The 16504-nt window shown below is 41.6% G+C and carries 12 protein-coding genes; 4 read left to right on the plus strand and 8 right to left on the minus strand.

The window, feature by feature from the left end; translation table 11 throughout:
* Positions 1 to 506 precede the first annotated feature (506 nt).
* Positions 507 to 1928 carry a cytochrome c oxidase accessory protein CcoG gene (gene ccoG / locus L2764_RS11450; protein ID WP_248940351.1) on the minus strand — a complete coding sequence of 474 codons (1422 nt, stop codon included), beginning with the start codon at positions 1926 to 1928 and terminating at the stop codon, positions 507 to 509.
* Positions 1929 to 2016: 88 nt separating this feature from the next.
* Here ccoG and L2764_RS11455 point away from each other — a divergent pair, with 88 nt between their 5' ends.
* Positions 2017 to 2373, plus strand: coding sequence for an apolipoprotein A1/A4/E family protein (locus L2764_RS11455; protein WP_248940352.1), 357 nt, complete (start codon positions 2017 to 2019; stop codon positions 2371 to 2373).
* Positions 2374 to 2615: 242 nt separating this feature from the next.
* Positions 2616 to 2834, plus strand: coding sequence for a DUF2061 domain-containing protein (locus tag L2764_RS11460; protein WP_248940353.1), 219 nt, complete (start codon positions 2616 to 2618; stop codon positions 2832 to 2834).
* Positions 2835 to 2854: 20 nt separating this feature from the next.
* Here the strand turns inward: L2764_RS11460 and L2764_RS11465 are convergent, their stop codons facing one another.
* The 5 genes from L2764_RS11465 to cobA all read right to left on the minus strand — a co-directional run bounded on the left by L2764_RS11465 (position 2855) and on the right by cobA (position 10055).
* A complete protein-coding gene (locus L2764_RS11465) occupies positions 2855 to 4636 on the minus strand; it encodes a bifunctional protein-serine/threonine kinase/phosphatase (protein ID WP_248940354.1) in 1782 nt (593 codons plus the stop codon).
* Positions 4637 to 4640: 4 nt separating this feature from the next.
* Complete coding sequence (locus L2764_RS11470) at positions 4641 to 6113, minus strand: NarK family nitrate/nitrite MFS transporter (RefSeq protein WP_248940356.1); 1473 nt, start codon at positions 6111 to 6113, stop codon at positions 4641 to 4643.
* 91 nt (positions 6114 to 6204) lie between these two features.
* Positions 6205 to 6534 carry a nitrite reductase small subunit NirD gene (gene nirD, locus L2764_RS11475; protein ID WP_248940357.1) on the minus strand — a complete coding sequence of 110 codons (330 nt, stop codon included), beginning with the start codon at positions 6532 to 6534 and terminating at the stop codon, positions 6205 to 6207.
* 83 nt (positions 6535 to 6617) lie between these two features.
* On the minus strand, positions 6618 to 9152 hold the full coding sequence (gene nirB / locus L2764_RS11480) for a nitrite reductase large subunit NirB (RefSeq protein ID WP_248940395.1): 2535 nt from the start codon (positions 9150 to 9152) through the stop codon (positions 6618 to 6620).
* Positions 9153 to 9209: 57 nt separating this feature from the next.
* On the minus strand, positions 9210 to 10055 hold the full coding sequence (gene cobA / locus L2764_RS11485; protein WP_248940359.1) for a uroporphyrinogen-III C-methyltransferase: 846 nt from the start codon (positions 10053 to 10055) through the stop codon (positions 9210 to 9212).
* A 405-nt stretch (positions 10056 to 10460) separates the two neighbouring features.
* Between cobA and L2764_RS11490 the strand changes: the two genes are divergently transcribed.
* Entirely contained in the window at positions 10461 to 13151 is a 2691-nt protein-coding gene (locus tag L2764_RS11490; RefSeq protein ID WP_248940360.1) for a nitrate reductase, read from the plus strand.
* Between the two features lie 56 nt (positions 13152 to 13207).
* On the opposite strand, the gene L2764_RS11495 is transcribed toward L2764_RS11490, so the two are convergent.
* Positions 13208 to 14812: an MFS transporter gene (locus L2764_RS11495; protein ID WP_248940361.1), complete on the minus strand. Its 1605-nt coding sequence runs from the start codon at positions 14810 to 14812 to the stop codon at positions 13208 to 13210.
* Between the two features lie 316 nt (positions 14813 to 15128).
* Between L2764_RS11495 and narL the strand changes: the two genes are divergently transcribed.
* Positions 15129 to 15788, plus strand: coding sequence for a two-component system response regulator NarL (gene narL, locus L2764_RS11500; RefSeq protein ID WP_248940362.1), 660 nt, complete (start codon positions 15129 to 15131; stop codon positions 15786 to 15788).
* An 86-nt stretch (positions 15789 to 15874) separates the two neighbouring features.
* Here narL and L2764_RS11505 read toward each other — a convergent pair whose 3' ends face one another.
* A complete protein-coding gene (locus L2764_RS11505) occupies positions 15875 to 16417 on the minus strand; it encodes a sigma factor-like helix-turn-helix DNA-binding protein (protein WP_248940364.1) in 543 nt (180 codons plus the stop codon).
* Between the last annotated feature and the right edge of the window lie 87 nt (positions 16418 to 16504).

Raw genomic sequence — 16504 nt, forward strand, 5'->3', positions numbered from 1 at the left:
GAAATAAAAGCAATTTCGAATAACTCAACACCTGTGAGTGCCCACACAGATTTGCTTGTCATATTGTTAAAGAGCGTTGCTAGTATGAAAAACGCATTTTTCAGCTAGCAGCCTAAGACGCTAGGTCGTTGGCTTGAGGAGGCGTATTCTACACTCTCCAGTCGCGGCGTCAAGTGCTTATTTTAAGAAGTTTTTCAAGTGTTGATTTCTTAATCACTCATGTGATAAATAATCAAAACCGAAGCCCTTAAAGCGCTTGTCACCTGAGATTAAAATCCGAAGAGATTATTCTCTCTAACACCGCTGCAAGTCCCGTACTCTCTAATCTTTCGACTAGGTAGTAAGCCTGCTTTGCCGTGTCAGTGGTTGCGCATTATAGGGAGATTTGAGCTAAGCACAAGCCCTTTTTAGCATTTAAATGAAACAAACCCATTGAGTGAACACAAAGCCAGCTAAACGTTTAAAAAAAGGGCTTTAACGCCCTTTTTTATCATTTTATCTGTCTTTTAATGACTGAAAAAACGAGATTCCTGTGTAACTTCTACCTTTCTATCTACACTGATGACGTGAAAAGTAATATTAGTCACACTTTTTGTCAGTTCTACAGGATCAACAGCTAAACTTATCGGCACACTAAGTACTTCCCCAGACATTAAGGTTACGTGTTTAGGCCCTATCCATTGATAATCTGACAAACCTTCTACATTCATGTCGTACTCGTGAGTCGATTCCGTTTTATTGAATACTTTTAAAGTAAAAGTATTTTCAATCAAACCGTCATTATTTTCTCTATATAGCTGATTGCGATCTCGGATGACATCCAGTCGCATAGGGGCGATGGTCATACTGGCATAAATAAAGAGTAACATCATAATACTCAGCATCACACCGTAACCCACTAGCTTAGGTCTAAGGACTTTTTCTTTAATCTTGTCTAACTTGTTTTCTGTTGTGTAGCTAATGAGGCCTTTAGCATAGCCCATATGTGACATGGTATTATCGCAAGCATCAATACAGGCACCGCAATTAATACATTCATACTGGAGCCCATTACGGATATCAATACCTGTCGGGCAAACTTGAACGCATAAATCACAGTCAATACAATCGCCCAAACCTTGCTCTTTGGGATCAGACTTACGCGCCCTTGGGCCTCTATTTTCTCCTCGTTGACTATCGTAACCCACTATATAAGTGTTCTTATCAAACATAACCGCTTGGAAACGAGCATATGGACATATGTGGATGCACATGATTTCACGCATCCAGCCAGCATTACCGTAAGTCGCCAAAGCAAAGAAAACAACCCAAAAATACACTAAACCCGTCTCATTCAACGAAAAAAGATCAATGTAAATTTGATGGGCTGGCACAAAATAAGAAATGAAAGTTGTTGCCGTCAATAAAGAGACCGCTAGCCAAGCAGTGTGTTTTGCTGCTTTACGCCAAATTTTATTAAAGCTCCAAGGAAGCTGATCTAATTTAATTCGTTTATGTCTCGTGCCTTCGAATTTTTCTTCAAACCAAATGAATATGAAAGTCCACACGGTTTGTGGGCAAGTGTAGCCACACCAAACTCTACCCAAATATGTGGTCACAAAGAATAACCCAAAAGCCGCTATCATTAATAAAGCCGCTAATAATGTCAGATCTTGAGGCCAAATGGTAAGTCCAAATATATGAAACTTTTGCTCGGCTAAGTTAAACAACACGGCTTGTCTGTCACCCCAAGAAAACCAAGGGATCACTAAAAATACCAGCATGGCCACCCAGCCTAAACGGCGACGTAAAGTGGTCCACAAGCCTTTTACCGCCCGAACATATATTCGATTTCTGGGATTAAAACGGTCTGCTTTCGTTGGATCGGGCTGATGGATCTTAATTCGTTCAGCCTTTGAATAGTCTTTTTGGTTTTTATCTGCGTTCATTTTACAGCCTTACAGCTTTAACATTGCCAGAAAACTGGTCTATTATAACTCTTATAACACATGTTATTCACTTAGATAGGACTAAAATATGAGAAACTGGATCATCTTGGCAATATTAGTTGCCCTTGCATATTACTTGTACACTAAGAGTGACGGTGTCGATAAGCCGATGGATAGTGCCCAAACATTTGTGGAGTCAACTCAGGATAAACTCGACAAAGCAACCGATGCTCAAATGGATACACTAGAAGCAAAAGTGCAATCGCTTAAAGCCACTATCGATGCTAAATTATCCGGCACTGAGAAACAGGCTTTTGACTTGCTGGCTCAATCTAAAGAAAAAATGAAGCAGTTTGTCGATGAATACTGCGCGCCAAGTGCACCGCAAAGCAGTAGCTTTAGCAAAGACAGCCAAGACTATATCTGTAAAGAGCTACAAAATTAAATAATTCATTGTTTAATTAGTCCTCTACAACCTTTGTTGGTATTGCTGACCAACAAAGGCTTTTGTCCTTACTGAACAAAAACCCACTATTATCAGTATAATACTTACCATAGCCTTTCTTTATATAACCTAACATATCATTTTAGATTAAATAAAGACCAAAACAATCTAACTCCCCCCTTTAAATACAAATGAGAACTGTTATCATTTACCGCATTAAGATATCGTATCCAGAGGTTAATATGACTAAGACGATGACGTTTGCCGCACTTCATTTTAGCGTTGCTTTTACCGTAACCTATTTATTAACAGGAAGTATGCTCATCGGTGGCGCTGTTGCATTGGTTGAGCCTGCTATCAATACTGTTGTTTTTTACTTTCATGAAAAAGTATGGAAACGTTATGATGCAAAGAAGGAAGGTACATTAGAATCAACGACTCCAGCGATACACTCTCATTAACGCCAGTATTAGCCTGCCTGCTAACGCATAAAGTGTAAGCTTTGTATTATGAGTAAAAGTAAAAGAATAAAGGTGAGTATACGCCACAAGCGGAGTGGGTCATCTTCTATTAACGCAGCAAAATAATGTTTATCGACTAACGCTGGATTCGGCGTGGAAAGATCGGCGATAAATTCTGACATTGCCTGATAACGCTGCTCGATGTCTGGATGACAAGCTTTTCGTATCACCAAGTCTATCCATAATGGAATATCGGGGCGATATTGTTGAATTGAAATATAGCGCCAATCCTTTTTGGGGATCTTATTTATTCCAGATGTTAGATTGTGTTGATAAGGTAAATATTGAGTGAGCATTTCATAAATCATCACCCCCATCGAAAAAATATCAGATTGATGTTTGGCAATATGCTTATTCAAATACTCTGGCGACATGTACTCTAACGCCCCCAAAGGGATCTTTTCCTGCGCCTCAAGCTCCATGTCTTCCAAACTATCAATTTGCACTGCACCATAGTCTATCAATACTAATTTTTGCGCTTCATTCATCATGAAATTTTCAGGCTTTAAATCTCGATGAATAACTCCCAACCTCTGTAAAGCACGAACCGAGGTTACCATTTCAATGAGTAATTTTCTAACAAGCTGCAAACTCGGTTTAGGATGATCATACATCCACTGCCTCAACGTTTCGCCCTCGACATACTCACATAAATGATAAAGAAAACGCGACTTATGTGGGTATATACTCATTAATCCTGATGAGTTCGCTCTCTCTCCCACCCATTGTTCACGTATAAAGGCTTGTAAATAATAAATGTCATCACTGTAATTGAGAGAAGGCGCTTTAAGGGTGAAGACTTGTTTATTCGTATTATCTTCGACCAAATACACATGGCTGCGACTGCCTGAATGTAAAATGTTCAACACCTTAAAATGATCAATTCGATGACCCACAGCTAAGGCAGGAGGAAAGATTTGCTTCAATCCTGTTTCATTTAACTCATCAATCCCAGTAAGGGGGAGCGAGGTGACTTTCAACAATAAACACGTGAGATTATCATCGCTGCCTTTTTGCATCGCATGCTGAAGTACTTTATCCGCTGTTGATTCCAGACCTGTTGACGCTGCTTTCAATAAAGCGGTCAACTCAAGCTCACAGACCCATTGGTGCACTCCATCGCTTGTCAAAATAAAGACGTCATCACAGCGAATGTTTAATTCTTGATAATCGATTTCTAAATGACTATCAATGCCTAAAGCTCGCGTTAGAAAATTACCTTTATTAAAGGGTTTATGGCAATGGTCACGGGTTATGAGTGTTAATGCTCCCTGTCTAAAGCGATAAATCCGCGTATCTCCCACATGAAATATATGGGCTCGATTTGACTTGATGATCACACTACTTAATGTAGTCACAAAGCCATTGTGTCGAAGATAGGCAAGCTGACTATGATGATATAACCAATCATTTAATGATCTTAATACTCGACTAGCAGATTGCTTCACTGACCAAGTATCTGGCGTCGCATAATAATCAGTAATAAATTGTGTGACACTAAGCTGACTGGCTTGCTGACCATTATCGCTGCAACTGACTCCATCAGCGATACAAGCCGTGATCCCCTTACAAACGATGGCATGGTGATTTTTCGGATGACGGACTGCGAAGGCATCTTGATTTTCCAATCTTAATCCTGCCCTCGATTTCCCCCCCACATTCACATGCAGTTTTGGTTTCAGTGGGCTAATCATTGCCGATCCCGCTGGTGCATCCACGAGTTTGAGTGAAGTGCTTTTCATCTCTTTAATGCGATACGTCAATTAAGGTCACACTACCATCTTCATTCATTTCAGCAATTTGTCCTGAAGGCTCCTCCATCACTAGCAAGGCCACAAAACCCAATAATGCCGTTATCGCAATCACATAATAAAAAGTGCTGTAATCAACAAAGGACAAAACAGTCAAATAACAAACTGCTCCCACATTGCCATAAGCTCCGGTCATTCCAGCAATTTGCCCCGTCATACGTCTCTTAATCAAAGGTATCGTCGCAAACACTGCCCCCTCACCCGACTGCACAAAGAAAGAGCACAACATAGCAGCAGCAACAGCAAGTCCCACTGGCCAATCACTATTAACTTGTCCCATTAAAAAATACCCCAGCGAGAGACCTGCGGTTAAAATTAATAAAGTGAGTTTGCGGCCAAATTTATCTGAAATCCAGCCCCCGCCGGGACGGGATATCAAATTCATGAAGGCATAAGCTGAAGCCACCATTCCCGCCACAACAGGCGTTAACTCAAAAGTCTCAGAAAAAAAGAGTGGCAACATCGACACTACGGCTAACTCAGATCCAAAAGTCGCGAAATACAGAACATTCAATACAGCAACCTGCTTAAATTTATATTGATGGATCGCAGGAACTGGTTTTTCAAAAATCGTTTTATTCACCTTCCACACTAAAGAGGCATCGTAGCCGTAAATAATGACTAAGCTCAAGTAAATAACGTTCACCGTCCAAGCAGATAACATAGCCACTCCTGCCGGAGATAACTTCCACGCCAATAAGGCTAATGCCCCGTACATCGGTAATTTCATGATGAGTAGTAGAAAGAAATCACCTTTAGAGGTGACCTCCATTGCGGTTAAGTTTTTAGGGCGAAAATACGTCGCCCCCTTAGGCGTGTCGCTGACATGTCTAAAAAAAACAAAGGCAAACACTAAACTCATTAAGCCTGTTATGGCCATTGCATAGCGCCAGCCATCTTCCCCCCCGAAGAACAGAGCTAACGTTGGTAACGTAAATGCCGCAGCAGCCGAACCAAAATTGCCCCAACCACCGTATACACCTTCAGCCGTGCCTAATTCATTATGAGGAAACCACTCCGACACTAATCGAATACCGATGACAAAACCAGCGCCAATAAAGCCGAGGAAAAAACGCGCGACAGCGGCCTGAATAAAGTTATCGGCCAAGGCAAATGCAAAACAGGGCACCGCGCTCACAGCCAATAAAACTGAATAAACCCATCGAGGTCCATACTTGTCGGTCAGCATGCCAATTAATACCCTTGCAGGAATAGTAAAAGCCACATTGAGAATTAATAGGGTTTTAATCTCTGCACTGGTTAATCCTAATGAAGATTTTACCGATTGTAATAATGGGACAAAATTAAACCACACCATAAACGTTATAAAAAATGCCATCCAGCTAAGGTGTAATATTTTCATTTTCCCACTAAATGAAAATAGATTAAATCGATTTACATGGCTCATTGGATCATCCTTTATTAATGAAAATAGTCAGCCGAATACCTACCCGCAATATGACGGGCACAAACAAAATAGGCAGAAATAGAAAGGCTAACTAGCCATAAGCAAGCTGAACTTCTCTCCCGTGCAGCCGGATAGGGTAGGTTTTGAGTTGACGATCAGGCTCTTGAAGACAGAGTCCGTTACTCAAATTAAAATGTTGCTTATATAAAGGTGAAGAAACAACAGCCTCCTCTTTTATAGAGCCCATTATTCCTCTAGAAATGACATTGGCTTTACCAATAGGATCATAATTAGAGACGGCATAGAGTGCCTGTGTCTGGCGACATTGAAATACGGCCACTTGCTCATCACCAAGCAAAGCACATATTCCGGCCCCTGAGTTCAAATCATGTTGTAGGCAAACTGATATCCACTTTTTCATTCTTCCTTTCCCTTTTCTTATTGACGTTCAATCTGCAACTTCTTCTTATTGACGTTCAATCTGCAACTTCTTCTTATTGACGTTCAATCTGCAACTTCGAGTATTTTTATTCTCTGATCGTTATTACTGGGTTTACGCTGCTCACGCTCAATCTCATATATAAGATGCGGATCACTCTGCTTACTATTAATAAAATGCTGAAAACGTTTTAATTTTTCTGGATTGTCTAAGGTTGTCTTCCACTCACATTGATATTGGCTAATGCTATATGCCATCTCAGTTTCTAATTCTTGTGCTAAACCGAGTTTGTCATCAATAATCACCTGCTTGAGATATTCGAGTCCCCCTTCTAGACTTTCCAGCCAAACCGACGTGCGCTGACCTTTTTCGGCACTGCGGATATAAAACATGAGAAAGCGATCGATATATTGAATGAGGGTTTTATCATCTAAATTGGTCGCAAATAAATCACCGTGACGTGGTCGCATGCCTCCATTACCGCCGACATATAAGTTCCAACCGTTTTCAGTGGCAATCATTCCCACATCTTTTGACTGTGCTTCGGCGCACTCTCTAGTGCATCCCGATACCGCAAACTTAAGCTTATTCGGGGCGCGTAGCCCTTTATAGCGATCCTCAATATCAATGGCGAAACCCAAACTGTCATTAATACCAAATCGGCACCAAGTCTCGCCAACACACGCTTTAACCGTTCGCACCGATTTACCATAGGCTTGCCCTGTTTCAAATCCCGCATCAACCAGTTTTCGCCAAATAATCGGCAGTTCATGTAATTGAGCACCAAATAAATCAATACGTTGCCCGCCAGTGATTTTAGTATAGAGATCAAATTCTTTGGCTATTTCCCCTATGAATATAAGCTTGTCAGGCGTAATTTCACCGCCAGCAATTCGGGGCACAACGGAATAAGTACCATCTTTTTGCATATTACCTAAATAACGATCATTGGTATCTTGCAGTCCCATATGGGGCTCTTCTAAAACATATTCATTCCAAAAAGAAGCCAAGATGGAGCCGACGGTTGGCTTACATATTTCGCAGCCCAATCCAGAGCCATGACTTTTCAGTAAACCATCAAAGGTTTTGACCTTTTTAATCCTGACTATGTCAACTAACTCGGGACGAGTATAAGCAAAGTGCTCACAGAGGTTGTTATCGACATCATGACCCAGTGCCAATAATTCACTATCCAGTAATTGCTTCACCAATGCACTGCATCCGCCACATCCTGTTGATGCTTTGGTACAACTTTTCAGCTCAGATAGACTCGTATTTCCCTCAGCTACAGCTTGTTTAATACAGGCTTTGGACACATCGAAGCAAGAGCATATCTGAGCCAAATCTGGCAGACTCTCCAATCCAGCACCCGTGGCCGCCCCCGCTCCGCTATTCGGTAAGATCAATGAAGCAGGATTTTCAGGTAAAGTCATATTATTCAACATAAGTTGCAATAAATGGCTGTAGGCACTCACATCCCCAACGAGCACAGCACCTAAGATTTTTTTATTATCACTGGATACAATTAAACGCTTATACACTTGTTCAATTTCATCATGATAGGTATAAGATTGTGCGCCTGAAGTTTTTCCATGAGCATCACCAATACTGGCGACATCCACTCCCAATAATTTCAGTTTAGTGCTCATATCGGCTCCCGTAAAAGCCGCTTCTTGCCCTAGAATATGAGCTGCTGCCACTTTCGCCATGGCATATCCCGGTGCCACAAGGCCGAAAATACGTTGCTGCCATAAGGCGCATTCACCGATGGCATAAATATCCGGATCACTGGTTTGGCATTGATCGTTAATCACAATGCCCCCGCGCTGACCTAAGTCTAATCCTGATTGACGCGCTAGTTCATCTTGGGGGCGAATACCTGCAGAAAAAACCAGCATATCGGTCTCAACATAAGTGTCATCGGTAAAATTCAATCGATAACGGCAATCTTCACCTTTAATGATTTCAGTGGTGGCTTTTTCAGTATGAACGCCGACCCCTAAGGCTTCAATTTTTCGCCTCAACAGTGCAGCCCCACCATCATCCAGTTGCACAGCCATTAAACGGGGGGCGAATTCGACAACATGAGTTTCCATACCCAAACTCTTTAACGCATTGGCGGCCTCAAGTCCTAATAATCCCCCCCCAATCACCACACCCACTTTACTTTTTTTAGCCGATAAACGAATGGCATCTAAATCATCGAGGGTACGATATACCAAGCAATGTGCTTGATCTTTTCCAGGAATGGGAGGCACAAAAGGATAAGAGCCGGTGGCTAGCACTAATTTGTCATAATAGGCCTCGCGACCCGAAGCGGTGATCACTTTCTTCGATCCTGCTTCAATACGAGTCACTTTATCATTTAAGATAAAGTCCACCCCGTGTTGATGATAATAATCACTGTCCGTTAACGCCAAGTCCTGCTTCGTCTTACCGTTAAAATACTGCGTTAATTGCACTCTGTCATAAGCTAAAAGAGGCTCTTCTGAAAAAGTCCTTAACGAATAATTGTCTTTTTCATCGGCTTTAATGAGAGTATCAATGAAACGATGTCCGACCATGCCATTACCGACGACTAAAATACGCTTTTTACTCATTGAGTTATTCATCAACTTATTCATTACCGACCCCCTAGTCCTTTTTTATTCTTCATATCAAGCAAATTGCCGTATCGACCGTGCTGTTGTTTCTTGCTGAAACCACGTTAACTGCTGCGCTAAATTCACCACCTTTCCAATCACAATTAATGCCGGTGATTGCACTTGGTTTGACTCGACGAGTTGACTGAGTTGAGATAGCACACCCGAAATCACCCTTTGGTTGTCACAACAACCATTTTCAATTAATGCCGCTGGTGTGGAAGGGTCGAGTCCCGCATTCATCAAATGAGATTGAATAAAGTCGGCTTTGGTTATGCCCATATAAAAAACTAAGGTGTGATCGAGTTGCGCTAAACTCTGCCAGTGAATATCGAGATTTTTTTCTGCATGTGCAGTAATAAAAGTGCAGCCTTGTGCCAGCCCTCGATGAGTTAAGGGTATACCGGCATAAGTCGTGCATCCCGCTGCAGCTGTAATACCGGGAACAAGATCCACCTCAACGCCAGCTTGCTTTAGTGCTAAAACCTCTTCACCACCGCGACCAAAAACAAATGCATCGCCCCCTTTTAGCCTGCAAATATTCATGCCTAACTTCGCTTTTTCTATCAATAATTGATTAATGTCATCTTGAGAAAAACGACGACAATTCTTGGCTTTTCCCATATAGATAGATTCAGTCTTAGCCGGAAATAAGTTGCATATGTCATCACTCACTAAACGGTCATACACAATCAAGTCGCAGCTTTGAATGCAGCGAAGTGCTTTCACTGTGAGTAAGTCCGGATCCCCAGGCCCCGCCCCCACAAGACTCACTTTGCCCAGAAGACGCTTCCCCGCAAGAAAACGCGCCGCTAGACTGACGACCTCTCGGCTCGAATGAATACTATTATTGAACATCATCGCCTCCTTCTTTACAGACTACTTGGGTCTAAAGCTCAGCAAAGGCAATGCCAATAAAAAAACACATGCACAATTAAAAAATAAAACCTTTACAAACAATGCATTAATTATAATATATGAGAATAACACTTTTTTAACATTACAGGGCAAGCAAGCAATAGTTACAAAAAAGAAACAATTCAGTGCATTCATGCGCTAAATTGGTGAACAATTCATACCTGTGCCCAGATGATGACCCATCACTGACGATTATACCGCCTCACCATAAAACAAAATCCTCACTAACGAACTGATTTTTAAATTAAACCTGACAATAAAAAAGTACATTTAGTCTGTGCATTGATTTGGTTCGATCATTGCTTAGCTTTTTAAAAGAGAAATAAAAATAAGATAATGGAGTCATTAATGAGCCAAGATTCAAGTCGGCCATGGATCAAAACCACTTGCGCTTATTGCGGTGTCGGTTGTGGCGTTGAAGCAAAAACAAATCATCAAGGTCAACTCGAAATAAGAGGAGATGAAACCCATCCAGCGAACTATGGCAAGCTATGCTCTAAAGGATTGGCACTGGGGGAAACAGTGACACCCACAGGGAGATTGCATCACCCAATGATCGAAAAAGAAATGACCGCTTGGCCACAAGCATTAACCCATGTCGCCCAACAATTCACCAAAATCATCCGAGAGCATGGACCGAATGCCATTGCATTTTATGCCTCAGGGCAATTACTCACCGAAGACTATTATGTGGCTAATAAACTCATGAAGGGCTTTATTGGTAGTGCAAATATTGATACTAACTCGCGTCTTTGCATGTCTTCGAGTGTGAGTGCCCACAAACGCGCCTTTGGCTCAGATCTGGTGCCAGGCTGCTATCAAGATATAGAACACGCTGAGATGATCATTCTTGTTGGCTCAAATCTAGCTTGGTGTCACCCCGTTATTTATCAGCGTATAAAAGAGGCTAAAAAATACAAGCCTCATTTATATGTGGTTGTTATCGATCCCCGTTCTACGGCTAGCTGTGAGATAGCCAATTTACATTTAGCGATCCGCCCTGGTGCCGATGTAGCCCTTTTTAACGGACTGTTGTGTGAACTTAATCGCAGGCAAAAGCTGGATAGACATTACATCGAAAAACATACCGAAGGCTTTAGCGATACGCTTGTCAGTGCTCAACAAGACACCCCCAGTTTCGATAAACTCGCCGCGTTATTATCCTTATCTCAAACCGATCTCATGACTTTTTATGAGCATTTTGCCAATACTAACAAAGTGATGACATTCTACTCTCAAGGCGTGAATCAATCCTGTTATGGCACGGATAAGGTCAACGCCATTATCAATTGCCATCTCGCCACAGGTAAAGTAGGCCGACTCGGCGCATGCCCTTTCTCAATAACAGGCCAACCCAATGCGATGGGAGGAAGAGAAGTCGGTGGCCTTGCTAATACGTTAGCTGCCCACATGGAGTTTAATCACCAAGCACACCATCAAACGCTCAGTGAATATTGGCAAACCTCAACGTTAGCAAGCAAACCCGGCCTTAAAGCAATCGATATGTTCGATGCGCTGGATCGCGGTGAAATAAAAGCGATTTGGATCATGGCAACCAATCCTGTCGTCAGCCTACCCAATAGCCATAAAATACAACAAGCACTCGAAAAATGTCCTTTTGTGGTGGTATCTGATTGTATTGAAGATACCGACACCACACGTACGGCCAATGTATTGCTACCCGCGCAAGGCTGGGCTGAAAAGTCGGGCACGGTGACCAATTCAGAGAGACGTATTTCAAGGCAACGACGTCTACTCCCCACGCCAGGTGAAGGAAAGCCAGACTGGTGGATTATTAGCCAGGTGGCTAAGCATATGGGATTTGAAAGCGCTTTCAACTATCGCCACGAAGCTGATATTTTCAAAGAATATGCCCAACTCACGGAGCTTAATAATTATGGTTCAACAGCAAGGGCATTAAATTTAGCAGGCTTAAGCCAGTTAAGTGCCACTGAATATAATCTATTATCGCCGCAGCAGTGGCCATTAATGAGTAAGCAAAGCAACATTGAACATCACAGACTGTTTAGCGAAGGCGTTTACTTCACCTCTTCGACTAAAGCTCAATTTATCGCCCTAAAATATCATTTACCCTTACAGCAGGTGAGCAGTCAATATCCTTTTATACTCAATACGGGAAGAATACGCGATCAATGGCATACGATGACCCGCAGTGGGTTATCCCCAAGCCTCAGTGCTTATCAAGCCGAACCCACGCTTTATCTTCATCCCCTTGATGCTAAACGCCAAGCATTACAGCAAGGAGAACTTGTTGAAATATCCAGTACATTGGGAAAGAGTCTTCTTAAAGTGACATTATCTGAGCAACTTCGCCGTGGTGAATTGTTTGCTCCCATACACTGGAGCAACACCACCTCCAGTCGAGGTAAAATTGGCCAACTCATTAGTCAGCATGTTGATGCCATATCTGGACAACCTGAATTCAAACATACCGCCGTTAATATTCACGTTTATCCTTATCAAAGTGACGCCTTACTACTGACGAAGAAAACAATTTCAGCGTTAGAGTCAGACTTAACTGCCTTTCCTTATTGGGTGAAGCAAACGGTCACGAATGGGTATTTATATCATATAGCCAGTCAACTCATTCCCGCTCAATTACAACAGCAACTGCATTCATTTCAGAAAGTCGCTCACCATAACCAGCTAAGCTTTAATGACAATCAATCCAATTTTCGATTTGCGAATATCACAGATAAGCAAATTGATTTTGCCTATATGGTTTCCAATAAACTCCCCAAAGATAGCCGTTCTTGGTTTAGGACGTTACTCAGCCACCCCATAGATAGTGACATGTCACTGAGCTTACTAGCTAACTTACCACAAGGATCACTTGCCGTAGGTGAGCTCATTTGCGCCTGTAAACAAGTCGGTCGCACTCAGTTATGCCATGCCATACGTCAACATGACATCAATCAGCTGACTGATCTGACTCGAGTCACGCAAGCGGGATCCGGCTGCGGCAGTTGTTTGCCCGAATTACACAACATCTTAGAACAAGAACTGACGTTAACTTAAAAGCATTGAGGATCAAGCTCAATGCTTTTAAACATATATATCCAAGTTAATCAACGTTAAGGATTATGAAATTCCGCACCTTTACGTAAATAAAACCACCAGTTGATAAATAAACAAATCAGGTAGAAACCAGCAAACCCGATGAGTGCATCCTCTGGGGTGGTTAATTTAATTTGCTCCCCCAATACTTTCGGTATGTAAAACGCACCATAAGCGGCAATGGCAGAAGTCCAACCCAATACGGGTCCGACTTGTTCTTTCGGGAAAACCATCGCAATTGTCCGAAAAGTGGAACCATTGCCTATGCCTGTGGCCGCAAATAACACTAAAAACAATAAGAAAAAGGGCACAAAATAAATTTCAGGCGTTGATGATTGATAAGCTGCTTGCATGTAATAAGCAACCGCGAGGGCACTTATCACCATAATAAAAGAGCAAACTTGGGTCACTAAAGCACCACCCAGTTTATCGGCAATCCAGCCTCCAACAGGTCGGATCAACGCACCGATAAAAGGCCCCATCCAAGCGTACATGAGTGCACTAGGACCATTGGTATTCACCGTACTATGGGTCATCACACCATCAACCATGATATGTTGATAACCAAATATGACCTTGATAGACAAAGGTAAGGATGCCGAAAAGCCAATAAACGACCCAAAGGTCATGGTATAAATAATACTCATAATCCAAGTATGTTTATTATCGAAAATTTTATATTGACGATCTAAACTTGATCTTATCGCTCCGGGTAGTTGTTTTAATAAGAAGACTGTAGAAATAACTACCATTATTACAACAATTTCTTTAGGTACATTAAATCCTGAACCATTCACTTCTTGAGGGAGTAATAGCCATAACCCCACCCCTGCAGTTAAAAAGCCGATAAGTAACATCACAGAAATCAGTAACCAAGATGTCAAGGGGTTACCTATGTCAGGAGACACATCAGGTGTTTTAATATTGTTAAGACCAAACCAACCAGCAAACGCTAATGGAATTAAAAACACCAACCAAATCCAACCTGAATTTTGTATCCAAGTCTCAGAGCCAGCAGGAATTTTACCTATCAAGGTGCCACTGGAATTTAACAAGATCATTGGATCGCCACCAAAAGCGGCAAAGGTCATAAACAAAGGCACCAGAATTTGCATACTAGTCACGCCAAAATTGCCGAGTCCCGCATTCATTCCAAGCGCTAAACCCTGCTGTTTTTTGGGAAAGAAAAAACTAATATTTGACATAGAAGAAGCAAAATTCCCCCCGCCAATCCCCGACAATAGTGCTAAAACCTGAAAAACCCATAAAGGCGTATCTTGGCTTTGCAACGCAATCCCAGTTCCAAATGCAGGTAGCATTAATAAGGCGGTCGTGAAGAATAAGGTATTACGTCCACCACATAAACGAATAAAGAAACTACTGGGGATCCTAAGTGTCGCTCCAGTTAACCCCGATATAGCCATTAAAGTAAACAATTCAGATTTAGCAAAAGGGAAGCCAAGATTAAGCATCTGTACTGTAATGACCCCCCAATATAACCACACGGCAAACCCACATAACAAGCTTGGAATCGAAATCCAAAGATTCCGGTTTGCTATTTTTTTGCCTTCGGACTCCCAAAAAACCTTATCTTCAGGATCCCACTTTTGTAAGTCTGCCATCGTACCCTCCACAAGCTCAAATCAGCTCAATATTATGAACTTTAACTATGACAATTTTTGTACTGCATCACTATTCACATGAATGAGTAGGCTCACTTATCCCTATCGATAAAACGGCTCAAACAAACCAAGAGAAAACAATGTAAATTAACTTAAATACAAAGACTTACCATAATCTCGCCACGGTGAAAACTACCGCTTTAGGGATAAACAGACTTACTCATTAATAGCCTCTTTATTGATGTGAATCATACTCTATAAATAATAGGGCGTTATGATATTAACAACCAACAACTCGGAAGTAAGGATCCAATGAATGCTATTAGATGAAAGAATGTCCATAATGATGGTCGACGACCACCCTTTATTACGTAAAGGTCTTAGACAACTAATTGAATTAGAAAATGAATTGAAAGTTGTAGCCGAAGCCAGTTCAGGTGTTGAAGCACTCACTATCGCAGCAGAAAAAAATCCAGATTTGATCACTCTCGATCTCAACATGCAAGGTATGGATGGATTAGAAACACTTCGAGCATTACGTCATCAAGGCGTTCAAGCAAAAATACTCATGCTCACCGTTTCCGATAATAATGAAGATGTCTTAGAAGCTATTCGTTCTGGCGCGGATGGTTACTTACTTAAAGATATGGAACCAGATGATATTATAGAAAAAATCAAAGAATCCGTCACCGGAAAAATGGTCATTAGTGAAACGCTCACCGATGTCTTAATCACCGCACTCAGACGCCCTGAAAAGAAAGACACTAAAATTCTTTCTCTGTTAACCAGTCGAGAACATGACATTATCAAGCTTATCGCCAAGGGTTTAAGTAATAAGCTAATCGCAAGAGAACTCGACATTACAGATGGCACAGTGAAAGTCCATGTAAAACACTTACTCAAAAAGCTAGCCTTAAAATCTCGCGTTGAGGCAGCCGTATGGATGGTTAATTACCAAGCAAAGAAATCGCCATAGGCAATATGAAACCTATGGCTTGAATATCACATGATATTGGTTATTGGCTTAGCTATCTTTCAGACCATGATGAAGACATCAAGTATTTACCGATTAATGTTAGAAAAATATTTCAATTTATCCGGATTCCGTAAGGCAAAAATAGATTCGATGCCTTTACCTGAGAGCGTGAAATTAAATGCCGTTACTATTGTGCCTTTTGAAAATAACCCTAAACCAGGCCCACCATTGTACCAAATGGCACGCCGAGTCAGCGCTCTATCTCCTGTCGCTGAAAATGCCGGATGTAAGACTTTTAACATCCAGGTGATCACAGCCTCTTGTCCTGTAATGACTTTTTTCGATGCCGCCGCTTTACCGCCTCCGTCCGAATAAAACACCACATCATCACTGAGTATGTTAATTATGCCATCCATATTAGCCTCTTTTATGGCCACAAAAAAAGCGTCGATCATTTTTTGATGTTGTGCCACAGACGTTACTACATCAGTATTTTTTTGATTTAATTTATCTCGACTACGACAGGCTAATTTTCGACATGTCGCTGACGACTTATTCAAAATATCGGCAATTTCCTTAAATTTAAAATGAAAGATGTCGTGTAATATGAATGCGGTTCGTTCGCTCATTCACACTCAATCTATCCAAGACAACTAACAAATTAAAAGTGTGACAACAAATCTCAAATAAAATGAGAGTTACATATCAGATCAAGC

It is taken from the genome of Shewanella surugensis (assembly GCF_023284005.1).
GTDB classification, from domain to species: Bacteria; Pseudomonadota; Gammaproteobacteria; order Enterobacterales; family Shewanellaceae; genus Shewanella; species Shewanella surugensis.

Excerpts from the sequence above, each read along its gene's own strand:
- nirD (WP_248940357.1), bottom strand. The coding sequence starts at position 6,534 with ATGAAAAAGTGGATATCAGTTTGCCTACAACATGATTTGAACTCAGGG.
- cobA (WP_248940359.1), bottom strand. The coding sequence starts at position 10,055 with ATGATGTTCAATAATAGTATTCATTCGAGCCGAGAGGTCGTCAGTCTA.
- L2764_RS11460 (WP_248940353.1), top strand. The coding sequence starts at position 2,616 with ATGACTAAGACGATGACGTTTGCCGCACTTCATTTTAGCGTTGCTTTT.
- nirB (WP_248940395.1), bottom strand. The coding sequence starts at position 9,152 with ATGAGTAAAAAGCGTATTTTAGTCGTCGGTAATGGCATGGTCGGACAT.
- ccoG (WP_248940351.1), bottom strand. The coding sequence starts at position 1,928 with ATGAACGCAGATAAAAACCAAAAAGACTATTCAAAGGCTGAACGAATT.
- L2764_RS11470 (WP_248940356.1), bottom strand. The coding sequence starts at position 6,113 with ATGAGCCATGTAAATCGATTTAATCTATTTTCATTTAGTGGGAAAATG.
- L2764_RS11490 (WP_248940360.1), top strand. The coding sequence starts at position 10,461 with ATGAGCCAAGATTCAAGTCGGCCATGGATCAAAACCACTTGCGCTTAT.
- L2764_RS11465 (WP_248940354.1), bottom strand. The coding sequence starts at position 4,636 with ATGAAAAGCACTTCACTCAAACTCGTGGATGCACCAGCGGGATCGGCA.
- L2764_RS11455 (WP_248940352.1), top strand. The coding sequence starts at position 2,017 with ATGAGAAACTGGATCATCTTGGCAATATTAGTTGCCCTTGCATATTAC.
- L2764_RS11495 (WP_248940361.1), bottom strand. The coding sequence starts at position 14,812 with ATGGCAGACTTACAAAAGTGGGATCCTGAAGATAAGGTTTTTTGGGAG.
- L2764_RS11505 (WP_248940364.1), bottom strand. The coding sequence starts at position 16,417 with ATGAGCGAACGAACCGCATTCATATTACACGACATCTTTCATTTTAAA.
- narL (WP_248940362.1), top strand. The coding sequence starts at position 15,129 with ATGCTATTAGATGAAAGAATGTCCATAATGATGGTCGACGACCACCCT.